Below are 22481 nucleotides of genomic sequence, written 5' to 3'. Positions count from 1 at the left end.
TCCGGCACCACCGCCGGGGTCACCGGGCCGAGCATCGAAACGTCGGGCTGGGCCACCACGGCTGGCTGGCCGGCCTCCGGTTCCGGCTCCGGTTCGGGTTCCGGAACCTGAGCCCCCGCTTCGGGCCCCACCACTTCGCGCGCCACCTGCGGCGCGGCGGGAACGGACGCCGCCACCTCGGCGTCCAGGAAGATCGAGGACACCCTGGCGGCACCGATCACCAGCGGCAACTGCAGGAGTTCGGCGAGGTCAGCGTCCTCGAGCAGCACCTGCACCCTGGGGCTGGCCAGTTCGGCCTCCCGCCAGGTTCGGGCACCGCTGCCGGTGGCCAGCACCTGCGAGGTGTCGGCGTCCAGCACCTGCACCGACCCGCGCAGCAGGCAGTACAACTGGTCGTCCTCCCAGAAGAAGACGGCCAGGTTGGGCATCGCGTCCAGACCATAGCCGGTCAGCCGGGCGGTGATCTCGTTGGCCGAGGCGCTGGGCAGCAGCTCGTCCCACAGCATGTTGAGCAGCTCGGACGCCTCGGGCCCGATCGGCTGCAGCACCACCATGGACGTCGGGCCACTCAGCGCCACCCAACTGCCGGGGGTGTAGGTAACGCGCCACGCGCCGTACGGCGTCCTCATCTGCGGTCTCCCTCCATCGCGCGCCGGCACGGGTGAGGCGCTGGTGTCACCAGCTTGGCACGAATGGCCCTGGGACGCCGCCGCAACACAGCAGGGCGGGCCCGGTCGGGTGACAGGTCAGCCGCGGCGATAGGCCATCCGGTTGACGATGGCGTCCCCGATCGACTGCACGAGCTGAACGACGATGATCAGCACGACCACCGCGACCAGCAACACCTCGGCGTTGAACCGCTGGTAACCGTAGCGGATCGCGAAGTCGCCCACGCCACCGCCACCGATCGCGCCGGCCATCGTGGAGTAGCCGATCAGGGTGACCAACGTCAGCGTGGCGCCCGAGATCAGCCCGGGCATCGACTCGGGCAGCAGCACCTTGCCGACGATCTGCCAGGTGTTGGCGCCCATCACCTGGGCCGCCTCGATCTTGCCCGGCGAGACCTCGCGCAGCGCAGCCTCCACGACTCGGGCATAAAACGGGATGGCGCCAACCGACAGCGGCACGATGGCTGCGGTCGGGCCGTAGGCGGTGCCGACCAGCCAGCGGGTGAACCCGATCAGGGCGATCATCAGAATCAGGAACGGCAGCGAGCGGGCCAGGTTCACCACCACGCCGACGCCCTGGTAGACGAACGGGTTCGGACGCAGCCCGTCGGGCGAGGCGAGCCGCAGGATCACCCCGACCACCAGGCCGAGCACGACCACGATCAGGAACGACCAGCCGACCATCCAGGCGGTCTGGCCCAACGATTCCATGAGCTCGGGGAATGCCTCGAGCCAGCTGGCCTTCCTCATAGCCGGGCACTCACTTCTCGATCGGCCAGGTACTTGTGCACGGCGGCGTGGTCGAAGACCCCGTCGGGGTGCGACAGCGAGACCCGCAGCCGGCCGACCTTGCGGCCAGCGATCCAGTCCACCGCACCGCCCAGAATCGACACGTCCAGGCCGAAGTGCCTGGTCAGACAGGAGATGACCGGCTCAGCGATGTGCTCCCCGGCGAAGGTCAGCACCACCGACTGGTGGCCCGGATCGAGGGCGGGGTCGCCGGTCGGCAGCAACAGGTCAGCCAACCGCGACTCCGGTTCGACCATCAGCCCCAGCAGCGGGCCCTCCTCAACGACACGACCGTCGGCCATCAGCGCGGCGGAATCGCAGATCCGGCGAACCACCTCGGATTCGTGAGTGATCAGCACCACCGTGACGCCGGTGGCCTGATTGATCTGCTTGAGCAGGTCGAGGATCTGCTCGGTGGTGGCCGGGTCGAGCGCGCTGGTGGCCTCGTCACAGAACAGCACGTCGGGACGGGCAGCCAGCGCCCGGGCGATGCCGACGCGCTGCTTCTGACCGCCCGAGAGCTGGGACGGGTAGCTGTGCGCCCGGTCACCCAGTCCGACCATCTGGAGCAGCTCGGCCACCCGGGCGTCCCGGTTGGGCTTGGCGACGCCCTGCACCTCCAGCGGGAACGCGACGTTGTCGGCCGCGGTGCGGGAGTTGAGCAGATTGAAATGCTGGAAGATCATGCCCATCCGGTGCCGCATGGCCCGCAGTTGGGCACCGTTGAGGGCGGTCAGCTCGGAGTCTGCCACCCGCACCGAACCCGACGTCGGTCGTTCCAGCGCGGTCAGGCAACGCATCAGCGTGGTCTTGCCGGCGCCGCTCCGGCCGAGGATCCCGAAGATGCCGCCGGGCGGCACGTGCAGGCTGACATCCTCCACGGCCGCCACGGCCTTGTCCCCGACGCCGTAGACCTTGGTCAGGTTGGTGACGGTGATCACCGGGTCAGCCGTTCACCGGCAGGACGGAGCCCTGGTAGTTCTCGATGATGAACTGGGCCAGTTCGGGCGACTCCAGCGCGTCGGCCAGTGCCTGCACCCGCGGGTCGTCGGCGAGGGTCTCCTTGACCACCAGCACGTTGGCGTAGGGGTTGCCCTCCGCCTCCTCGAGGACAAGGGCATCATCGGCCGGGACCAGGCCGGCCTCGAGCGCGTAGTTGCCGTTCACGATGGACAGGGTGACCTGCGGGTCGTCCAGCGAGGCGGCGAGCTGCGGGCGGTCGATCTTGACGAACGTGATGTTCTTCGGGTTCTCGGCGACGTTGGCGTCGCTGACCTGGGAGTAGTCAAGATCCGGGTCTTCGCGGTTCACGTCCAGGGTCAGCAGGCCGGCGTCCTCGAGCAGGAACAGCGCTCGAGCCTGGTTGGTGGGATCTTCCGGGATGGCGACGGTGGCGTCCTGCGGCACGTCGGCGAGTGAGGTGACCTTCCTGGAGTAGAGGCCGAGCGGCTCGACGTGCACAGTGGCGACCGGCACCAGGTCCGAGTCGGTGTGGTTGGCGTTCCAGTCGTCAAGGTAGGGCACGTGCTGGAAGAAGTTGGCGTCGAGGTCGCCCTCGTTGACCAGTTGGTTCTGGTCGATCTGACCGGAGTTCTCGGTCAGCTCGATCTCGGTGTCACCAAGCAGGCCCAGGCTCTCGGCCTCCTTGATGAGTTCGGCGTGCGGGACCACGTCCGCGATCACCCGCAGCGGCTGGCTCGGGTCGGCGGTCGCTCCTGCGTCGGCTTCGCCGCCAGCTCCGCAGGCGGCCAGCGTGGTGAGCAGTGCGGCGGCAATCGTGCCGGTGAACAGTTTCCGGATTCGCATCAGGCGTCCTTCGTTAGTGGTCGGATCAATGATCGTCCAACAGCACGGTCCGCAGCGATCTGCGCCGGAAGGACACCATCGCTGCAACTCGGTCGAGGAGCGATCGGGTCCGTGCTGTCAGGCGGACATGCACCGACAGCACATGGGCATCATCATGCTGACGCGGTCGATACCGCGCGAGACCGTGATGAAACCCATGACGAGCACCCTAACGCATCCGGCCCAATGGCCACAAAGCCGCGTCCATTCTGCTCGGCTTGAGCAGGGCTGCCTCGCACGCTGCCTGCGCCCACCTGCCCTCCGCCGACCCGGCGTCCGGCACCCCTTCCTCCGCACCGCCCTGCCTCCGGTGCGCTTCTTCCGCGCCAGCCTGTCTCCGGTGCCGTTTCTGCGCCAGCCTGTCTCCGGTGCCGTTTCTGCGCCACCGTGCCACCCTCTCCTGCTTCCTGTGACAACCTTCCTCACTCCCCCGGGCACTTTCCCGCGTTCGGGCCCGGTAGTGCCCGCTTCTCGGACCGAAGGCGTGCATTCTTCGTGACTCAGGACGCAAAGTGCTCGGCCATGCGGCGGGCCGTCCGGAACGCTCGGCTCCGGTCATCACGCGACCACCCGCAGCCGAACAGAGCCGAAGGCGTGCTCCCAGGCTGGCGTCCGGCTTGGCCCCGGGCCGCGGTATCCCAGTCGAACCAGCTCCTGGTGGACCCGAATAGCCTGAGACCACGGGTCCCGAAACAGCTCGCCGGTTATTCGCACCACAGTCGAACCCAACTGGCGAGCGCGTTCCTCCCGCAGGATGTCGGCGGACCATTGCCGTTTGTCGGAGCGATGCTGATCGCCCTCATACTCGATCAGCAGACCGTAGTCGTCGTATCCCATGTCGAAGCGGCCAACGAAGCGTCCACCATCTCGAACCACGATCTGCAGCCCGGGCTCTGGCAGGCCAGCAAGCACCAGACAAAGCCGGGTCCTGGTCTCCTGCGGCGACTCGGCTCCGGGCCGAGCCAATTGGGCGACCTTTCGCACCTGCCGGGCACTGTGATGCTGCATCGACGCGACCTCGGTCGGAGAGGCGATCCCCAGGTGCATGACCCGATCGGCGACGATGACGCCATCCATCAGGGTGGCCGCAGAGCAGTACTCCGCCAGCGCCATCGACAAGGTGACCTCGCCTGGCCCGTAGCCGTGGAGCCGGACTTCGGGACGCTCGCATCGCGCATTCGACCCCGTGGCGAAGTGCAAGGGCAGTGGTTGCCCCAGATCCAGCCCCGCCAGTTGCAGGGCGGTGATACCCGTGGGTTGCGCGTCGTCCGGAAGTACCAGCCGGGCGGCGGCGTCCCAGGTCTGGATGGTCACCGACTCGTCGGCCGGGACGTGAACGCCGTGCAGCAACTGGCGGAAGGACGCGGAGTAGAGCCGGCGTCTGCTGATACCGCGCTCGTAGGCTGCTCTGGTTGTGATGGGTGACATGCAAGGCATTTGATCCCGGATGTGTGCCCCACCTCAACCGGGTCGGGGATTCTGTGGATAACTCGGCCGCTCGGTGTTCCTGGCGGGCGGGACGGCGCCCACTGCAGGGCCGGGAGCGGGCCCTACCGGGCGATCGAGCACTCTCGGCCCCGGACGCCCGAGAGCGTACACGTTCAACTCCGGAGCCGGGCGCCATCCATACCGAACGCTGGAAAGCGCCCCACCAACGGGATTGGCAGTCCCAAACAGTCGAATCAGTTCAGTGAGCGGATCGCCAGCACCGAGACGGTTGCACAGGCAGCGCCCATCCCGAAGAAGAGCACGATGGGCACCAGTTGCAGCTCGCCGGTGGTCAGCGATGCGGTCAGCACCATCGCCCCGACCGCCAGCCCGAGCGCGCTGCCCTTGACCGTGAGCACCGCGGCCAGCACGAAACCCAACCGGACCCGGCGCAGCAGCAGCACTGTGAAGAACAGGCAGAGCGGGCAGAGCAGGACGAGGTCCATCACCTGCACCGGCATGGTCGTGCCGCCGAGCAGGGCAGCTTGTCGATTGGCTTGCGGCAGGGCGCCGGCGATACGGGCTCCCCACATTCCGACCATGACCAGCAGCAGGAACGCCAGCACCGCGACCATCGCCCGCCGTGGGTAGCCAGGCCCTGGTCGGGCATCGAGGATAGTCCCCAGTGACCATACGAAGCCGAGCATCGCCCCGCCCGCCACCGCGATGAAGGCTGGCGTCAGCGGCCCGAAGGCGTAGCCGATGGCGTACTGGAAGTACTGGTAGAGGCAGTAGAAGAACAGCCCGCCGGTGGCCACCTGGACCCGCATCCCGCCGTGCTTGCCCAGCAGCACCGACAAAACGAGCATTGCTGGGACCACCAGAAAGAGCGTGACGTAGTCCCAGCCGATCCCTTCGGCGACCAGGGCCGGGGAGTTGCCTTGGTAGAGCCCGCCGACGATCACTTCGACCGGCCCGTAGAGCGTTTCCACGGTTCGGGTTCCCGCCTCGCCCCGGAACCAGATGCCGACGATCGCGCAAGCCGCGGCGCCCAGGGCGGTTAGCGCAAGCAGGCCGGCCAGGCCTGGACGGGGCCGGGCCGAGGTTGGCTTCTCGATGCCGTTCATCCCTGTCTCCTTTGATCAGCGACGGCCGGATATGACTGCCAGCGTAGGACGAGGTCTCTTGGCCCACCCGGTTCGAGTCTCCTCGGTCCCTAGCCTGTGGGCGGGCACTTTCCCGCGATCGCCACTGGTAATGCCCGGTTCCGGGGCCAAACGCGTACATCCTTCGGCGTCCGGGACGCAAAGTGCCCAGCCACCCCGTGCAGCCTCGACCGAGGGCCCTGCCAGGACGCCCCGGGACTGGATCCCCGGGACCCGCCCGCCGGCCGTCCGCCCGCCCGAAGGTGAACACTTTCCAGCTGCCGCCACGGATAATGCCCGGGTCCGGGGCCAAGCGCGTACATCCTTCGGCGTCCGGGACGCAAAGTGCCCAGCCACCCCGTGCATCCTCGACCGAGGGCCCTGGCACAAGCGGCTACCTGGGCCTGTGGCTGGCGGTGCGCCCAGAGGTGGCTATATCGTCCATGATGAGCACCCCGGAGCTCGGCCCGCGCACCCGTCCGCTTAGGCTGGACGCACCACGATTCACCAGTCAGAGGAGACCGCAATGGTGCAGCGCCGAACTGCCGCCTGGTACGAGGGAACCAACCGGGACGCCTACATCCACCGCGCATGGATGCGCCGTGGCCTGCCCGACGACGCGTTCTACGGGCGTCCGCACATCGCGATCTGCAACACTGCTTCCGACCTGTCACCGTGCAACGCCCACCTCAACCAGGTCAGCGCCGCGGTCAAGAACGGCATCTGGGCGGCTGGCGGCGTCCCCCTCGACATGCCGATCATCTCGCTCGGCGAGACCCAGCTGCGGCCAACCGCGATGCTCTACCGCAACCTGGCCGCGATGGCGACCGAGGAACTGATCCGCGCCAACCCGGTCGACGGCGTGGTGCTGCTGGGTGGCTGCGACAAGACCGTCCCGAGCCTGTTGATGGGCGCGGCCTCGGTCGACCTGCCCACCATCATGCTCAACGGTGGCCCGATGCTGACCGGCAACTACCGCGGCCGGCCGATGGGCTGCGGCACCGACATCTGGAAGCTGTCGGAGGAGATGCGGGCCGGCACTTTGTCGGTGGAGGACTTCGTCGCCTCCGAGCAGGACATGATCCGCTCAGCCGGGCACTGCAACACCATGGGCACCGCCTCCACGATGGGCATCATGGCCGAGGCGCTGGGCATGACGATGCCTGGCAGCGCCGGCATCCCGGCACCGGACGCCCGGCTGCTGAAGATGGCGCACACCACCGGGCAGCGGATCGTCGAGATGGTCGAGGAGGACCTCAAGCCCTCCCAGATCCTCACCCGCGAGGCCTTCCTGAACGCGATCGTCGCGCTCGCGGCGGTCGGCGGCTCGACCAACGCCGTGGTGCACCTGCTGGCCATCGCCGGCCGGGTAGGCGCCGACCTCAAGCTCACCGACTTCGATGAGCACGGTTCGCACCTGCCGCTGCTGGTCAACCTGCAGCCGGCTGGCAAGTACCTGATGGACGACCTGTTCCGTGCCGGCGGCCTGCTCGCCGTGTTGAACCAGGTCCGCGACCTGCTGTCGGACGAGGCGATCACCGTCACCGGCAAGCCGCTGTCGACGTACCTGGACGGTCACCCGATCACCGACTCCGACGTCATCGCCACCCGCGACAACCCGGTGCAGGAAGAGGCCGGCATCGCGGTGCTGCGCGGCAACCTGGCGCCCACCGGAGCGATCATCAAGCCGGCCGCGGCGTCGGCAGAACTGCTCAGCCACCGCGGTCGGGCGGTGGTCTTCGAGAACATCGAGGACCTGCACGCCCGCATCGACGACCCCGAGCTCGACATCGACGAGACCTGCGTGATCGTGCTGCGCGGTGCGGGTCCGAAGGGCTACCCGGGCATGCCGGAGGTCTCCAACACCCCGCTGCCCGCCAAGCTGCTGGCCAAGGGAGTACGCGACATGGTCCGCATCTGCGACGGCCGAATGTCCGGCACCGCATACGGCACCGTGGTGCTGCACGTCTCCCCCGAGGCAGCAGCCGGCGGCCCGCTCGGCAAGGTCCGCAACGGCGACCACATCGTCCTCGACGTGGCCAACCGCACGCTGCGCGTCGACATCCCGGACGAAGAGCTGGCCGCCCGCGAGGTGACCCCGCAGACCGCGGCGACCTTCGCGTCCCCCAACCGCAGCTACCAGCGGCTCTACGTCGACCACGTCATGCAGGCCGACACCGGTGCCGACCTCGACTTCCTGGTGGGCTCGTCCGGCTCGGGGGTGCCCAGGGAATCGCACTGACGCCCCGGGCGTCCACACCCGGCAGGGCTGGGCGGCTGCAGATTCTCGCGATCAGCGGCGAACCAATCGCGCTCCGGCTAGGTTGCTGGCTACATGTCGCGGCATGGCCGAGAGGCCGACGCTGTCATGAACCGACCCCAAGGAGGACGCGTTGAGTCAGCACCCCGAAGCCGCCCAGCCGCTCGTCGATTTCGAGCCCACCAAGAAGTACTTCGTGGGAATCGACTCCGACGGGTGCGCGATGGACGCAATGGACATCAAGCACCAGGAGTGCTTCACCCCGTGCTACATCAAGTACTGGGACCTGCAGCCGATCTCGACGCTGGCCCGCCAGACGGCCCTGTTCGTCAACCTCTACTCGGTGACGCGCGGCCTGAACCGTTGGCTCGCCCTCAAGCAACTGCTCGACCTGCTGCGTGACCGGGTCGAGGTGGCCGAGCGTGGAGTCACCATCCCGCCGTATCCCGAGCTGGGCGAGTTCACCCAGGCCCCCGGCTACCCGCTGTCCGACAAGGGCATCGCCGCCTACTACGAGGACCACCCGTCCGACACCATCGCCCGGGCGATCCGCTGGGGCAACGGGGTCAACGAAGCCATCGCCGACATGGTGCACGGCGCCGGCCCGTTCCCCGGCGTCCGCGAGGCCCTGATAGCGCTGCAGGACGAAGTCGACTGCATGGTCGTCTCGGCGACCCCGCTGCACGCGCTGACCTACGAGTGGAACGCTCACGACATCGCCAAGTACATGAAGATGATCGCCGGGCAGGAAATGGGCTCCAAGGCCGAGCACATCCAGTACGCCGCCACCGGCAAGTACGACCCGGACAAGATCCTGCTCATCGGCGACGCCCCCGGCGACCGGGACGCCGCCGCCAAGGCCCAGTGCCTCTACTACCCGATCCTGCCGGGTGAGGAGAAGCGGTCGTGGCAACGCTTCAAGGACGAAGCCCTGCAGAAGTTCCTGGAAGGCAGCTACGCCGGTGAGTACCAGCAGATGCTGATCGACGAGTTCAACGCCAAGCTGCCCGACGAGGTGCCCTGGGAAACCATCTCCGGCAACCGCAAGATCGTCATGCCGAAAGTGAAGTGACCCCAGATGCCCAGACTTGTGACCTCAAGGCCTCCCCCTACAACCTCGATGACGAGCAGATCGCCTGGGTGGAGGAAACCCTTGCCGGGATGAGCCTGGACGAGCAGGTCGGCCAGCTGTTCACCAATCTGTTCCACTTCGGTCCAGACGCCTTCTCCGGCAACCCGTACACCGCCGAGGAGATCGAGAAGTTCCACATCGTCGTCGCCCGCTACCGCGGCGGCACCTCGAACAAGGTGCAGGACCTGCTGAACCGGCTGCAGAAGGCCTCGAAGATCCGCTGCTGATCGCTGCGAACTGTGACTCCGGCGGCAACGGCGCGATGAGTGACGGCACCTGCATCGCCAACAGTGCTCAGACCGAGGCTGGCAGGCCAGGCTGTGAGCCGTCTCGTCCTGATGGGCTGATCGCAGGACGCACGCCGAAGGCCCGGCCCCAGATGGGAGCCGGGCCCTTCAGTTTGCTCAGGCGATGGTCAGTCCTGCTGGTCCATCGCAGCCCTGGCCGCCGCGAACCGGGCGATCGGCACCCGGAACGGCGAGCAGGACACGTAGTTCAACCCGACGCCCTGGAAGAAGTCGATCGAGTCCGGGTCACCGCCGTGCTCGCCGCAGACCCCGCACTTGAGGTCGGCCTTGGCGTTGCGGCCCTTCTCGACACCGATCCTGACCAGCTCGCCGACGCCGTCGACGTCGATCGACTCGAACGGGTTGCGCTCCAGCACACCCTCGACGACGTAGTCGGTGAGGAAGCCGTTCTCGGCATCGTCACGGCTGATGCCCAGGCCGGTCTGGGTCAGGTCGTTGGTGCCGAAGCTGAAGAAGTCGGCGTGCTGGGCGATCCGGTCGGCGATCAGGCTGGCCCGGGGCAGCTCGATCATGGTGCCGACGGTGTAGTCGAGCTCCTGGCCGGCCGCCGCGATCTCCTCCTGGGCGGCCTTGTCGACGATCTCGCGCTGCTTCTTGATCTCGGACTCGAGGCTGACCAGCGGGATCATGATCTCGACGCTGACGGTCTCGTCCTCCCGCTCCCAGACGGCCAGCGCCGCCCGGATGATCGCGCGGGTCTGCATCTCAGGGATCTCGGGGTACAGCATCGCCAGCCGGCAGCCGCGGGTACCGAGCATCGGGTTCAGTTCGTGCAGCTTCTTCACCTGCGCCAGCAGCGCCCGCTCCTTCTCGAGCTCGGCCGGGTCACCGTCGGTCAGCTCCAGCTTCTGCACCTTTAGCGACTGGTCGACCAGGTTGGGCAGGAACTCATGCAGCGGCGGGTCGAGCAACCGGACGGTCACCGGCAGCCCCTTCATGGCGGTGAAGATGCCCTCGAAGTCGGCCTGCTGCATGGGCAGGATCTTCTCCAGGGCGGCGGCCCGCTGGGTGGCGTTCTCGGCGAGGATCATCTCGCGAACCGCCGGCAGCCGGTCGGCGGCCATGAACATGTGCTCGGTGCGGCACAGGCCGATGCCCTCGGCGCCCAATTCGCGCGCCTTTGCGGCGTCGTCATGGTTGTCGGCGTTGGCGCGCACACCCATCGTCCGCACCTCGTCGGCCCAGGTGACAACGTTGAGGAAGTCCTCGTTGATCCGCGGCGGGATCAGCTTCAACGGTTCGCCGAAGACCTCACCGGTGGAGCCGTTCAGCGTGATGACGTCACCCTCGCCGTAGACCTGGCCGTCGATGCTGAGCTTGCGGCCCGCGACGTCGATCTTGATCGAGGTGGCGCCGGCCACACAGGGCTTGCCGAAGCCGCGGGCGACGACGGCGGCGTGGCTGGTCATGCCGCCGTGGGCGGTCAGGATGCCTTGAGCCACCAGCACGCCATGGATGTCGTCCGGGGTGGTCTCGTAGCGCACCAGGACGACCGGCTCACCCTTGCCGCCACGCTCGGCGGCGGTGTCGGCGTCGAAGACGACCTCACCTACGGCCGCGCCGGGTGAGGCCGGCAGGCCCTTGGCGATCGGCTTGGCGGTGTTGGCCGGGTCGATAGCCGGGTGCAGCAGCTGGTCGAGCTGGGAGGGCTCGATGCGGCGCAGCGCCTCGCGCTTGTCGATGACGCCCTCGTCGACCAGGTCGGAGGCGATCTTCAGCGCGGCGGCGGCGGTGCGCTTGCCGTTGCGGGTCTGCAGCATGTAGAGCTTGCCATCCTCGATGGTGAACTCCAGGTCCTGCATGTCCTTGTAGTGCGCCTCGAGGCGAGCCATGGTGTCGAGCAGTTCGCGGTAGGCCTGCGGCAGCACCTGTTCCATCTCGGACAGGTGCCTCGGGGTACGGATACCGGCGACGACGTCCTCACCCTGGGCATTGACCAGGAACTCGCCGTACAGGCCCTTCTCGCCGGTGGACGGGTTGCGGGTGAAGCAGACGCCGGTGGCGGAGGTGTCGCCACGGTTGCCGAAGACCATCTGCATGATGTTGACCGCGGTGCCCAGGTCGCGCGAGATGTTGTTGGCCTTGCGGTAGACCTCGGCGCGGGGGTTGCCCCAGCTGCGGAAGACGGCGTCGATCGCGCGGTACAGCTGCTCGACCGGGTCTGTCGTCCATTCGCCGCCCAGGGCGTCGTTGGAGATCTGCTTGAACTCGGCGACCAGTTCCTTCAGGTCCTCGGCGGTCAGGTCGGTGTCGGCCTGGACGCCGCGGTCGGCCTTCTTGGCACGCAGCGCGTCCTCGTAGAGGTGGCCGGAGACACCCTCGACGACCTCGCCGTACATCTGGATGAAGCGGCGGTAGCAGTCCCAGGCGAACCACTCGTTGTCGAACTCGCTGGCGATCGACTCGACGGTCTCGTCCGAGATTCCGAGGTTGAGGATGGTGTCCATCATGCCGGGCATCGAGACCACGGCACCCGAGCGGACCGAGACCAGCAACGGCTTGTCCTTGCCGCCGAGCTTGCGGCCGACGCGTTCCTCGAAGCGGGCCAGCCCCTCGGCAACCTGGGCACGCAGGTCACTGGGCCACTCGCCGTTGTTGTTCATGGTGTGGATGCAGGCGGCAGTGGTGACGGTGAACCCGTCCGGGACCGGCACCCCGAGCCGCATCATCTCGGCCACGCCGGCGCCCTTGCCACCGAGGATGGACTTCATCGTCGCATCGCCCTCGGCGATGTCGTATATGTACTTGTCAGCCACTGCTGAGCTCTCCTTTGACTAGCAAATGTCAGTTCTCGGGCCGAGACCCTGCTGAGTCCCCACTACAGGACGTCCACGGCCTATTCTGCCCTCAGCAGGCAACCGGACGCCAACTGCCCCTCTCGGCAGCAGCCGACGGCAGTTCCGGAGCTGTGATGGCCCCTCCCTGCGGTTGGGTCAGGGCCGGAACTTCATGGTGTCGGGCAGCCGGCGCAGGCTCGCACCTGCCCGGCGGGCGCGGTCCGCGACCATTTCGATCACCCGGTCGGCGGCCTCCGACATGGTCAGGCCGGTGTTGTCGAGCACCGGGCAGCCCAGCGACCGCAGCGTGCGGCCCACCTCGTCCAGTTCCTCGTAGACCCGCGACAGGTCGGCGTAGCCGCCGTCCTTGGACCCGTAGTTGCGCAGCCCCTTGGCGCGTCGCGACCGGATCGCCGCCAGTTCCTCGGCGCCGAGGGTGAGCCCGACGATCCGCCACCGGTCGATGCGGTACAGCTCCTCCGGCGGCTCGATCCCCGCCACCAGCGGCACGTTGGCAGCCTTGTAGCCGAGGAATCCCAGGTACAGGGCGAGCGGTGTCTTGCCGGTGCGGGACGGTCCGACCAGGCAGATGTCGCATTCCAGCAGCGCCTCGGGTGACACGCCGTCGTCGTTGCGCACCGCGTACTCCATCGCGCTGATCCGGTCGAAGTAGTCCGCCTCGATCGCGACCGGACGCATCGCCACCTGGTCGGCCTTCAGGCCCGAGGCGGCCTCGATCGCCGCCAGCGTGTCGCTGAACAGGTTGGCGAACGGAATGCCCTTGTCGGTGCAGTAACGCTCGACCATGGCCGCCTTCTGCTCCTGGACCAGGGTGAACAGCACCAGCACCCGCAGCGTGGGGTCCTGCGCGCGGGCCTGGCTGATGGTGTCGAAGATGCTCAGCAAACCGCCGTCGTCCCCGCTGCGCGGGTGCCTGACCAGGGTGTAGCTGACGCCGGGGAACTGTGCCATGGCGGCACGGCACAGTCGGGCTGCGCTGTCGCCGGTGTTGTCGGCAATGACATGGACGACCAGGTGAGTGCCCGTCATCCAGTGAGGCTACCAAGGCACAATCGCCGCATGGACCCGATCGCCGCAATCATCCTGGCCAATTCACCGCCCCGAGCCGAGCACCTGCTGGTGATCGACGTCCCCGAACTGGTGCCGGCCGCCGTCGGGCGGGCCGACCGGGTGAGTGTGTGGTGCGACGACATCCGCCACGCGCGCCAAGTGCCCTCGCCACTGCTGCTGCACCGGCTGGACGCGGCGGCACTGTCCGGGGTCGACCTGGTCTGGTTGCGGCTGCCGAAGGCGTTGGGAGCGCTGGACGAGTACGCCGAACTGGTGGCCGGGCATGCCTGTGCAGCAGTGAGGCTGGTGGCCGGCGGGCGCGAGAAGCACCTGAACCGGACGATGAACCGGGTACTGGGCAGCCACTTCGGCGCGGTGGCGGCATCGCTGGGACAACGCAAGTCGCGCGCCCTGCTGGCGTCCGATCCGATACCGGCACCGATCACCTGGCCGCGCCGCCGCGAGTTGGTGGTCGCCGGCCAGTTGGTCGACCTGCACTGGCACGGGGCCACGTTCGCAGCCGGACGTATCGACGCCGGCACCCAACTGCTGATCGACCACCTCGAATCGGTCGCCGACGCCGACCGCTACCTCGACCTGGGCTCCGGTTCCGGCGTGCTGGCCACACTGCTGGCCCGCCGGCACCCACAGGCCCAGGTGCATGCCGTCGACGCGTCCTGGGCGGCCGTCGACGCCAGCCGGCTGACGTCGGCCGGCACCGGGGTCGAGGTGCACTGGGCGTGCGACCTGGCCGGTTTCGGCAACGGCAGCCTGGACGTCGTGGTGTGCAACCCGCCGTTCCACCGCGGCCCGGCCAAGGACTCCACGCCCACCTTGCAGCTGTTCGCCGAGGCCGGCCGCGCGCTCAGCGACGGCGGCGAGTTCTGGTGTGTGTTCAACTCGCACCTGCCCTGGCGCACCCGGCTCTCCCAGTTGGTCGGCCCCACCCGGCAGGTGGCCCAGAACCGCCACTACACCCTGACCCGCAGCCTGCGCCGCTGATTCCGCGCGCCGGGCGGTGGCCTAGGATCAGGGCAAATGACGACACCACAGGCGACGAGGACACCCACCAGGCACTCCAACCAGGGCTGGATACCCAGGCAGCACGGCGCGTGGGCGATGCTGATCGTCCCGTTCGTGGTCGGGGTGGTGCTGCGTTCCCGGGTGGCAACGCTGGACGTCTGGCTGGTGCCACTGGCGGTCACCGTGCTGGCCGCCTACTTCTGCTTCAACGCCCTGACGTACTGGCTGCGCTCCGCGCCGGCCCGGCGGGCGACCTACGCCAGACCGGTGCTGGTCCACGGGGCGATCGCCCTGGTCTTCGGGGTGGCGGCCATGGTGATGGGTGGGTGGCCGATCATCGCCTGGCTGCCGATCGGCTTGCCATTCGCGGTGCTCGCGATCTGGCTGGCGGGCAGGCGCAAGGACCGCGCGGTGGCCAGCGGGTTCGCCACCATGGTGCTGGCGGTAGGGATGGGCCTGGTGGTGCGGTTCGTCACCCCCGCCGCGATGCTGGACGGCTGGCCCGCCGGCGGCGCCGACGTGGCCATCATCGTGGCGCTGTTCACCTACTTCTTCGGCACCGTGCTGCACGTCAAGGCGCTGATCCGGGAACGCGGCCAGCGGCCGGCCCGGATTCGTTCGGTCGGCTACCACGCGGTGGCCACCCTGGTTGCGGTCGGCACCGCGCTGGCCGGCTGGACCTCGCCGCTGTGGGTCATCTTCTTCGCGCTGACCACCGCCCGGGCCTGGTACATGTCGCTGCCGGTCAACGTCGGCCGGTTCGCCCCGCTGCAGATCGGAATGGTCGAGATCGGGTTGAGCGTGGGCGCCCTGGTGATCAGCCTGCTCTGATCGAAGCCGGCTTCGGGCGGGGTGCCGAACGGTAGCGTAGGTCTCGTGCCACGCTTCGAACCCTTCAACGCCATTCGTTACGCCGCCGAGGTCAACTGGGACGACGTGATCGCCCCGCCCTACGACGTGCTCTCCGAAGACGACGTCATCGACCTGGGCCACCGCAGCCGCCACAACATCACCTGGATCGACGTGCCGCGCGGCGACGACAATCGCTACAAGGTGGCCGCCTACCTGCTGCAGGAGTGGCTCGCCAAGGGCGTCCTGGTCCGCGAATCGCAGCCCAGCCTCACCATCTACCGGATGGACCTGACCGACGCCAGCGGCACCGCCCGCACCATCTCCGGCGTCCTGGGTGGCCTCGAAGTGGTGGACGAGGGGGCCGGCGGTGTGCTGCCCCACGAACGCACCACCAAGAAGGCCAGCACCGACCGGCTCGACCTGACCATCGCCACCGGTGCCAACCTGTCGCCGGTGTGGGGGCTGTCGCTGGCGTCCGGACTGACGGCGGCACTGGCGGCGCCCGGCGACCCGGTCGGCGAGATCACCGTGGACGGGGTCACCCACCGGGCCGAGCGGGTCACCGACCCCGACCGGATCGCGGAGATCCGCCGGATCATCGGCAGCGACGACGTGCTGATCGCCGACGGCCACCACCGGTACTCGATCTCGCGCACCTACCGCGACAAGGTCCGCAAGGCGCTGCGCCGCAACGACACCGCAGCCGAATTCACCCTCGCCTTCGTCAACGAACTGGTGGACGACCAGTTGTCGATCGAGGCCATCCACCGCATCTACGACGGCATCTCGTTCGACCAGCTCAAGCACGACCTTGCGGGCAGCTTCACCTTCGAGCCGATGACCGAGGAGCTGGGGCCGCACACCCTGGCCCGGATGGTCACCGACCAGCGGCTCGTCCTGCTGTCGCCGGACGGCAAGGCCCAGTGGCTGGTGCCGAGGACGGGCGCCTTCGAGGGGGTGCGCGACCTGGACGGCGCGTGGCTGGAGCACGCGCTGGCCGGCAGTCAGGCCAAGGTCAACTACCAGCACGGCCTGGACCAGGTGCTCGACCAGTTGAAGGGCAGCGGCCCGATCGGCAAGCCTGCCGGTGCGGTGCTCATCCGACCCTCCTCGCTCGCCGAGATCCGGCGCACCGCGCGGGAGGGACTGCTGATGCCCCCGAAGTCGACCTTCTTCACACCGAAGCTGCGGACCGGGGTCGTCATCCGGCCAACCGCCAGGCTGCCGCACTGACCCAGCCAACCCCGGGCATCGGGCCCCGGACATCGATCGATAACCTAACTTGCACAGACAATCAGGGAGGAAATATGGCAGGCCGGATCGGGCATCCGTCTTTCGCGAACAAGATCATGAGCGCCGCCGAGGCGGCGGCGATGGTGCAGCCGGGGGCATCCATCGGCTTCTCCGGGTTCACCGGAGCCGGATACCCCAAGGAGTTCCCGGGGGCACTCGCCCAGCGGATCAACGAGGCCCGCGCCCGCGGTGAGGACTTCACCATCCGGGTATTCACCGGCGCCTCCACCGCTCCCGAGCTGGACGGCGTGCTTGCTGAGACCGGCGGCGTCAGCTTCCGGGTGCCCTATCAGTCAGACCCGGCGATGCGCAAGAGCATCAACAACGGCACGACCGACTACGTCGACACCCACCTGTCGCACGGCCCGAAGCTGACCAACATGGGCTTCCTCGGCAAGCTCGACTTCGCGGTCGTGGAGGCCACCGCGGTCACCCCCGAGGGCGAACTGGTGCCGAGCTCCTCGGTTGGCTCCAACCGCACCTACCTCGACAACGCCGACAAGATCATCATCGAGGTCAACGAGTGGCAGACCGAGGACCTGTTCGGACTGCACGACATCTACTACGACATGAACATCGTGGAGCGGCGCAACCCGATCCCGATCAACCACCCGGGCGCGATCGTCGGGCAGCGCACCTTCAAGGTCAACCCCGACAAGGTCGTCGCAGTCATCCAGACCAACGCCGCCGACCGCAACTCCCCGTTCAAGCCGATCGACGAGGACTCGCGCGCCATCGCCGGGCACCTGCTCGACTTCTTCGACTACGAGGTGAAGGCCGGACGCATGCCGCGCCAGCTCTTCCCGCTGCAGTCGGGCGTGGGCAACATCGCCAACGCCGTGCTGGCCGGGCTGGCCGACTCGCACTTCGACTACCTGACCAGCTACACCGAGGTGATCCAGGACGGCATGATCAACCTGATCGACGCCGGCAAGATCACCGTCGCTTCGGCCACCTCGTTCTCGCTGTCGCCGGAGGCGGCCAGGAAGATGAACGAGAACGCCCGCGACTACGTCGGCAAGATCATCCTGCGGCCGTCGGATGTCTCGAACCACCCCGAGGTCATCCGGCGTCAGTTCGTCATCGCCTGCAACGCCATGATCGAGGCCGACATCTACGGCAACGTCAACTCGACCCACCTGATGGGCACCCGGATCATGAACGGCATCGGCGGCTCGGGCGACTTCGCGCGCAACGCGGGCTACTCGGTCTTCGTGAGCCCTTCGACCGCCAAGAACGGCAATATCTCGGCGATCGTCCCGATGGTCAGCCACCACGACCACACCGAGCATGACGTGATGATCCTGATCACCGAGCAGGGCCTGGCCGACCTGCGGGGTCTGTCGCCGCGCAAGCGGGCCAAGGTCGTCATCGAGAACTGCGCGCACCCCGACTTCCGGGAGGCGCTGTGGGACTACTACAACGAGGGTCTGCGGGTCAGCAACGGCATCCACACCCCGCACGTGCTCACCAAGGCGTTGTCCTGGCACCAGCGCCTGCTGGAGACCGGCTCGATGCGGCAGGCCAGCCCGGCGGCGCAGGTCGACGGCGCAGAGGCCCCGGCGGCGGACGTCCAGGCCACCCCGGCCAAGTAACAGGTCAACCGAGCAGCAGCGCGCGCAGCCCAGCCGCCGTTCAACCACGGTGACGGCGGGTTGCGCGCGCAGTTGTTCGGGACGCCCAGCCAGCGCGGTGTGGAGTTCGTCGAGGTAGCCCAGCGACGCCGCCACGGCCTGCCGGGCGCTGGTGTGATGGGTCTAGTCTGGGCCATGCGATGCCCGACCAGACGATTCAGGAGCGGTGGATGAGCGAGCCTAGTGTTCCGGCGCGGCGCGCAGAGTCGCCGCCGACCGAGGTGGTCCAGGCCGAACCCGACCCGGCGTCCATCGCCGGACTGGGTGATCCGCTCGACGAACCGATCCGGACGCTGCCCCCGATCGAGGTGGAGATCGCCGGCTACCCGATCAGCCGGCGCACCGGTGAGCCGGTGCGCGGCCGGTTGATCGTGACCGCCACACTCGCCTTCACGGTGTCTGCCGTGGTCGCCATGGTCACCTACTGGTGGTACTGGTGGCAGGCGATCAACATCGTCAACTTCGCCACCAGCTCGAGGCTGATCGAGCTTTTCGATCCGCGCCCCGGATCCGGCAGTTCGATAGTGCTGGTGTGCGTGATGGCCGTCATCGGGGTCATCATGACCGCCGGCCCGGGGGTGGCCGCCTACAACGTCTGGCATGGGGCGTCCTGGAGCCGCAACGCCGGCATCGCCGCCTGCATCACCAGCCTGCTGGCATTCTTCGTGCTGCCCTGGTCGTGGCTGACGCTCGGATTTGCGGCGCTGGGTACCGGGCTGCTGTGGCTCCGGCAGGCCCGGCCCTACTTCGAGGCATGGCAACGATTCGCCAATCCGCCGCGTACGGCCATCGTGCCGCCAACTGGGGTAGCGTACGGTCCGGCGCCCAGATTCCGGACTCACTGAAGAGGACTTTGCCAATGGTGATCAAGATCCTGCAGCCGATAAGCCGGCTCGCTGATCGGTTGCTGCGGGACCGCAAGCTGCTCGGCCAGCAGCAGACCCAGCCGGTGCGCGGCCCCGGCAAGTCCGGGATCACCTCGTCCGACTACACCGGGCGTCCCGAGATGGTTTACGAGCGCCGCGGCCCGGGCGGCTACCGCGCCGGTGAGGTGGTGTGGACGTGGGTCGCCTACGAGGAGGACTCCAGCCAGGGCAAGGACCGTCCGGTCCTGCTGATCGGCGCCGAGGAGGGCTGGCTGCTCGGGTTGCCGGCGACCAGTCAGGACCACGACCGGGATGCCCAGCAGGAGCGGCAGGCCGGCCGTTACTGGGTAGACATCGGCACCGGTGAGTGGGACGCCCGGCGCCGGGCCAGCGAGGTGCGAACCGACCGGATCGTCCGCATAGATCCCAATACCGTTCGCCGGACGGCCGGCCGGGTCGACGCCAGGATCTTCACCAGGGTGGCCAGCGAGGTCACCCGGCACTGGGACGACTGAGCGGCGCCGCACTGGACAGCCGGGGCGACCGATGCGCTAGACTCTCACCTCGTTGCCGATCAGGTGACACGCGGGCGTAGCTCAATGGTAGAGCGTCAGCTTCCCAAGCTGAACACGCGGGTTCGATTCCCGTCGCCCGCTCTGTAAGTTGATCCGTAAACCATAATGGGTGTCATGGCCAACGTGATCTACAAGAACAAGTCCGTCAACACCATCGGCGACCTGCCCGAGGTCGGTTCCCAGGCTCCGGAGTTCGAGCTGGTCGGCAGCGACCTGAGCACGATCACCTCCGACCAGTTCCGGGGCAAGCGCGTGGTGTTGAACATCTTCCCCAGCCTCGACACCAGGGCCTGCGCGGCCAGCATCCGGCGCTTCAACCAGTTGGCCGCCGGCCTGGACAATACCGTGGTCGTCTCGGTCAGCATGGACCTGCCGTTCGCCCATGACCGGTTCTGCGTCAATGAGGGCATCGAGAACGTGGTGAGCACCTCGGCGTTCCGTTCCAGCTTCGGCTCCGACTACGGCGTCACCATGGCCGAGGGCCTGGGGCAGGGGCTGCTGTCCCGGGCAGTGGTGATCCTGGACGAGAACGGCAAGGTGATCTACACCCAGCAGGTGCCCGAGATCAGCACCGAGCCCGACTACGACGCCGCGATCGCCGCTCTCGGCTGACAGCCCCAGCACGACATGGGTGGCGCCCAGATGGGTGGCGTCACCCATTCTGTGCGCGTCGCGAGTCTGGGACACTGGCCTCATGAGCGACCCTGACCATTCCTACGACGGGGGTTTCCTGCAGCCACCCAGCGAGCAGCCCTACCTGCGCGCCTCGGACGCCGACCGGCAGGCGGCGATCCGGATCATCAACCAGGGACGCGCCGAGGGACGCCTGACCGAGGCCGAGTTCCAGGAGCGGATCGAACGGGCCGAGCTGGCCCGCAGCCAGCCGGAACTCAACGTGCTGACCAGCGACCTGGTGGTCATCCGGGACTCCCACCACGCAGACGAGATCGAACTGCGTCCCAGCGCCGCCCTGGCGCCCACCCACTACGGCAACAACCAGATCCTGGCGCTGCTCAGCACCAAGGAGCGCAAGGGCTCCTGGGTGGTGGCACCGCAACTGAGCGTCAGCCCGGTGCTGGGCACCGTCAAGCTCGACCTGCGCGAGGCCAGCTTCGAGTCGCTCGAGGTGACCATCGAGGTCAACGGCTTCATGGGCGACCTGAAGATCTGGCTGCCCGAAGGGGTCGAGGTGATCGACGACACCCAGACCATCATGAGCGACGTAACAATGAAGAAACTCAGCCCGGCCCGGCCGGGCCGGCCGCGGTTGCACCTGACCGGGGTGATAATCATGAGCGACGTGACCATCTACGGCAGCGACCACATCTCACTGGCCGACCGCATCAGGGGGAGCTTCTGAGTGAGCGCAACCGAGCTGTTCGCTCCACCCACCGAGAACTGGGTGCCGCTGTCGCCCAGGTACATCCCGCTGCGCCGGTTGGACGCGCTGCTGGGCTGGGGCCTGATGGCGGTGCTCGCGGTGGTGCCGTCGTTCATCTTCCTCGACCGGACGATCGCCCTGGTCGTGCTCGCGGTATTCCTGGTGCTGACCGGCTGGCGGGTGATCCGGCAGGGTGCCATCGTCCGGGCCTGGGGCTACGCCGAACGCGAGACGGACCTGTACATCAAGTCGGGCATCTTCATGCGCCGGCTGACCGTCGTCCCCTACGGCCGGATGCAGGCCGTCGAGGTAACCGCCGGCCCGCTTGAGCGGGCCTTCAAGGTGGCCTCGGTCAAGCTCGTCACCGCGTCGGCACAGTCCGACGCCCGCATCCCCGGTCTGGAGCCGCAGGCGGCCGCCGAACTGCGTGACCGGTTGACCGAACGCGGCGAGAACCAGGCCGCCGGGCTGTGAGCGTCCCCGAGCAGAACGGGCCGCCCAGCCCGCCGGCCATGCCGGCGGCAGCGCCGGTTGGGACGATCTCGGAGCGGCCCCACCCGCTGTCGCCGGTGGTCAAGGGCTGGATCGCGATCGCCGCGGTGCTGTTCTTCGGGTTGCAGGAACTGCCCAGCCACGACCTCAGCATGATCGGCCGGGTCTGGTGGCTGATCGCGGTCGTCATCGGCCTGGCTTTCGTGGTGCCGTTGGTGCTCGGTTACTTCAGTTGGCGGTACACCCGGTTCCTGATCGACGACGAGCAGGTGCGCATCGAGCATAACTTCATCTCGCACCGCTCCGAACGGATCGCCTTCACCAAGATCCAGTCGGTGGACGTGGTGCAGCCGTTGGTCGCCCGGCTGTTCGGGCTGGCCGCCCTGCGCATCGACGTGGGCGCCTCCGGCAGCGCAAAGTCGATCGAGTTCCTGGCGCGCGACCGGGCCTACCAGTTGCGCGACTACCTGATCACCCGCGCCCAGGGCACCCGCACCACCGTCATCGAATCCGCGCAGCGTCCGGTCGGTGACATCCTGGCCGACCGTTCGGTGGCCGACCGGGTCGTGGTCCGGGTGCCCACCGGGCGGCTGGCCGCGTCCATCGTGATCAGCAACGGCACCTTGGTCTTCCTGGTGGCGGCGACAATCCTGGTCAGCGTCGCCGCGCTGACCGGCACCTTGAACGCGGTGTTCAGCACCGTCTTCCTGGTGCCCTGGCTGATCGCAGCCGGCACGATGCTGCTGAACCGGATCCGCAACGAGTACAACTTCACCCTCAGCACCACCGCCGACGGCGGGCTGCGCACGGCGTCCGGGCTGACCTCGCTGGTCAGCCAGACGGTGCCGCGCGACCGGGTGCAGGCGGTCGACATCAGCCAGCCGCTGGTCTGGCGGGCGTTCGGCTGGTACCGGGTACGGCTGGACGTGCTCGGCCTGGGCA

Annotated in this window: 20 protein-coding genes, 1 tRNA gene and 1 pseudogene; 14 read left to right on the top strand and 8 right to left on the bottom strand. The window is 68.0% G+C overall.

Annotated elements, in window-relative coordinates; genetic code table 11:
• The 6 genes and pseudogenes from WBL05_RS09710 to WBL05_RS09685 all read right to left on the bottom strand — a co-directional run.
• Positions 1-629, bottom strand: a pseudogene (locus tag WBL05_RS09710) (hypothetical protein); the annotation flags it as partial.
• Between the two features lie 117 nt (positions 630-746).
• The gene (locus tag WBL05_RS09705; RefSeq protein ID WP_424225529.1) at positions 747-1418 is read right to left on the bottom strand and encodes a methionine ABC transporter permease; all 672 of its coding nucleotides are present in this window, start codon (positions 1416-1418) and stop codon (positions 747-749) included.
• Positions 1415-2398: a methionine ABC transporter ATP-binding protein gene (locus WBL05_RS09700; protein ID WP_424225527.1), complete on the bottom strand. Its 984-nt coding sequence runs from the start codon at positions 2396-2398 to the stop codon at positions 1415-1417. The genes WBL05_RS09705 and WBL05_RS09700 overlap by 4 nt, the downstream gene beginning before the upstream one ends.
• Before the next feature lie 4 nt (positions 2399-2402).
• Entirely contained in the window at positions 2403-3263 is an 861-nt protein-coding gene (locus WBL05_RS09695) for a MetQ/NlpA family ABC transporter substrate-binding protein (protein WP_424225525.1), read from the bottom strand.
• Between the two features lie 597 nt (positions 3264-3860).
• Positions 3861-4730 (bottom strand): hypothetical protein, encoded by an 870-nt coding sequence (locus WBL05_RS09690; protein ID WP_424225524.1) that lies wholly within the window; start codon positions 4728-4730, stop codon positions 3861-3863.
• A gap of 254 nt (positions 4731-4984) precedes the next feature.
• Positions 4985-5857 (bottom strand): hypothetical protein, encoded by an 873-nt coding sequence (locus WBL05_RS09685; RefSeq protein ID WP_424225523.1) that lies wholly within the window; start codon positions 5855-5857, stop codon positions 4985-4987.
• A gap of 544 nt (positions 5858-6401) precedes the next feature.
• On the opposite strand from WBL05_RS09685, the gene WBL05_RS09680 reads away from it, so the two are divergent.
• The 3 genes from WBL05_RS09680 to WBL05_RS09670 all read left to right on the top strand — a co-directional run bounded on the left by WBL05_RS09680 (position 6402) and on the right by WBL05_RS09670 (position 9494).
• Positions 6402-8117 (top strand): IlvD/Edd family dehydratase, encoded by a 1716-nt coding sequence (locus tag WBL05_RS09680; RefSeq protein WP_424225522.1) that lies wholly within the window; start codon positions 6402-6404, stop codon positions 8115-8117.
• A gap of 151 nt (positions 8118-8268) precedes the next feature.
• Positions 8269-9207 (top strand): HAD family hydrolase, encoded by a 939-nt coding sequence (locus WBL05_RS09675; RefSeq protein ID WP_424225521.1) that lies wholly within the window; start codon positions 8269-8271, stop codon positions 9205-9207.
• Positions 9204-9494, top strand: a complete 291-nt coding sequence (locus WBL05_RS09670; RefSeq protein ID WP_424225519.1) for a hypothetical protein — start codon at positions 9204-9206, stop codon at positions 9492-9494. The genes WBL05_RS09675 and WBL05_RS09670 overlap by 4 nt, the downstream gene beginning before the upstream one ends.
• A gap of 188 nt (positions 9495-9682) precedes the next feature.
• Here WBL05_RS09670 and ppdK read toward each other — a convergent pair whose 3' ends face one another.
• Both ppdK and WBL05_RS09660 read right to left on the bottom strand, forming a co-directional pair.
• A complete protein-coding gene (gene ppdK, locus WBL05_RS09665) occupies positions 9683-12331 on the bottom strand; it encodes a pyruvate, phosphate dikinase (protein ID WP_424225518.1) in 2649 nt (882 codons plus the stop codon).
• A 177-nt stretch (positions 12332-12508) separates the two neighbouring features.
• A complete protein-coding gene (locus WBL05_RS09660; RefSeq protein WP_424225517.1) occupies positions 12509-13402 on the bottom strand; it encodes a pyruvate, water dikinase regulatory protein in 894 nt (297 codons plus the stop codon).
• A 30-nt stretch (positions 13403-13432) separates the two neighbouring features.
• Here WBL05_RS09660 and WBL05_RS09655 point away from each other — a divergent pair, with 30 nt between their 5' ends.
• The 11 genes from WBL05_RS09655 to WBL05_RS09605 form a co-directional block, all read left to right on the top strand.
• Positions 13433-14425, top strand: coding sequence for a class I SAM-dependent methyltransferase (locus tag WBL05_RS09655; RefSeq protein ID WP_424225515.1), 993 nt, complete (start codon positions 13433-13435; stop codon positions 14423-14425).
• Positions 14426-14461: 36 nt separating this feature from the next.
• Complete coding sequence (locus WBL05_RS09650) at positions 14462-15277, top strand: YwiC-like family protein (protein ID WP_424225513.1); 816 nt, start codon at positions 14462-14464, stop codon at positions 15275-15277.
• 45 nt (positions 15278-15322) lie between these two features.
• Complete coding sequence (locus tag WBL05_RS09645) at positions 15323-16531, top strand: DUF1015 family protein (protein WP_424225512.1); 1209 nt, start codon at positions 15323-15325, stop codon at positions 16529-16531.
• Positions 16532-16605: 74 nt separating this feature from the next.
• Positions 16606-18186: an acetyl-CoA hydrolase/transferase family protein gene (locus tag WBL05_RS09640; protein WP_424225511.1), complete on the top strand. Its 1581-nt coding sequence runs from the start codon at positions 16606-16608 to the stop codon at positions 18184-18186.
• Positions 18187-18395: 209 nt separating this feature from the next.
• The gene (locus WBL05_RS09635; protein ID WP_424225509.1) at positions 18396-19070 is read left to right on the top strand and encodes an NfeD family protein; all 675 of its coding nucleotides are present in this window, start codon (positions 18396-18398) and stop codon (positions 19068-19070) included.
• A gap of 14 nt (positions 19071-19084) precedes the next feature.
• Positions 19085-19606, top strand: coding sequence for a type II toxin-antitoxin system PemK/MazF family toxin (locus tag WBL05_RS09630; protein WP_424225507.1), 522 nt, complete (start codon positions 19085-19087; stop codon positions 19604-19606).
• Between the two features lie 70 nt (positions 19607-19676).
• A tRNA-Gly gene (locus WBL05_RS09625) sits at positions 19677-19747 on the top strand.
• A gap of 33 nt (positions 19748-19780) precedes the next feature.
• A complete protein-coding gene (tpx, locus tag WBL05_RS09620; protein ID WP_424225506.1) occupies positions 19781-20278 on the top strand; it encodes a thiol peroxidase in 498 nt (165 codons plus the stop codon).
• Positions 20279-20360: 82 nt separating this feature from the next.
• The gene (locus tag WBL05_RS09615; RefSeq protein ID WP_424225504.1) at positions 20361-21026 is read left to right on the top strand and encodes a DUF1707 SHOCT-like domain-containing protein; all 666 of its coding nucleotides are present in this window, start codon (positions 20361-20363) and stop codon (positions 21024-21026) included.
• Positions 21027-21521 carry a PH domain-containing protein gene (locus tag WBL05_RS09610; protein WP_424225503.1) on the top strand — a complete coding sequence of 165 codons (495 nt, stop codon included), beginning with the start codon at positions 21027-21029 and terminating at the stop codon, positions 21519-21521.
• Positions 21518-22481: PH domain-containing protein (locus WBL05_RS09605; protein WP_424225501.1), on the top strand; the 964-nt coding region annotated here is incomplete at its 3' end. The genes WBL05_RS09610 and WBL05_RS09605, both read left to right, overlap by 4 nt.

Source organism: Brooklawnia sp., from assembly GCF_049651565.1.
Classification (GTDB): Bacteria; Actinomycetota; Actinomycetes; order Propionibacteriales; family Propionibacteriaceae; genus Brooklawnia.
This window is presented reverse-complemented; position numbering and strand designations above follow the sequence as displayed.

Bases quoted from the DNA above. Each gene is read 5' to 3' on its own strand.
- WBL05_RS09640 (WP_424225511.1), top strand. From the start codon at position 16,606: ATGGCAGGCCGGATCGGGCATCCGTCTTTCGCGAACAAGATCATGAGC.
- WBL05_RS09655 (WP_424225515.1), top strand. From the start codon at position 13,433: ATGGACCCGATCGCCGCAATCATCCTGGCCAATTCACCGCCCCGAGCC.
- tpx (WP_424225506.1), top strand. From the start codon at position 19,781: ATGGCCAACGTGATCTACAAGAACAAGTCCGTCAACACCATCGGCGAC.
- WBL05_RS09615 (WP_424225504.1), top strand. From the start codon at position 20,361: ATGAGCGACCCTGACCATTCCTACGACGGGGGTTTCCTGCAGCCACCC.
- WBL05_RS09630 (WP_424225507.1), top strand. From the start codon at position 19,085: ATGGTGATCAAGATCCTGCAGCCGATAAGCCGGCTCGCTGATCGGTTG.
- WBL05_RS09650 (WP_424225513.1), top strand. From the start codon at position 14,462: ATGACGACACCACAGGCGACGAGGACACCCACCAGGCACTCCAACCAG.
- WBL05_RS09680 (WP_424225522.1), top strand. From the start codon at position 6,402: ATGGTGCAGCGCCGAACTGCCGCCTGGTACGAGGGAACCAACCGGGAC.
- WBL05_RS09690 (WP_424225524.1), bottom strand. From the start codon at position 4,730: ATGTCACCCATCACAACCAGAGCAGCCTACGAGCGCGGTATCAGCAGA.
- WBL05_RS09685 (WP_424225523.1), bottom strand. From the start codon at position 5,857: ATGAACGGCATCGAGAAGCCAACCTCGGCCCGGCCCCGTCCAGGCCTG.
- WBL05_RS09635 (WP_424225509.1), top strand. From the start codon at position 18,396: ATGAGCGAGCCTAGTGTTCCGGCGCGGCGCGCAGAGTCGCCGCCGACC.
- WBL05_RS09705 (WP_424225529.1), bottom strand. From the start codon at position 1,418: ATGAGGAAGGCCAGCTGGCTCGAGGCATTCCCCGAGCTCATGGAATCG.
- WBL05_RS09660 (WP_424225517.1), bottom strand. From the start codon at position 13,402: ATGACGGGCACTCACCTGGTCGTCCATGTCATTGCCGACAACACCGGC.
- WBL05_RS09695 (WP_424225525.1), bottom strand. From the start codon at position 3,263: ATGCGAATCCGGAAACTGTTCACCGGCACGATTGCCGCCGCACTGCTC.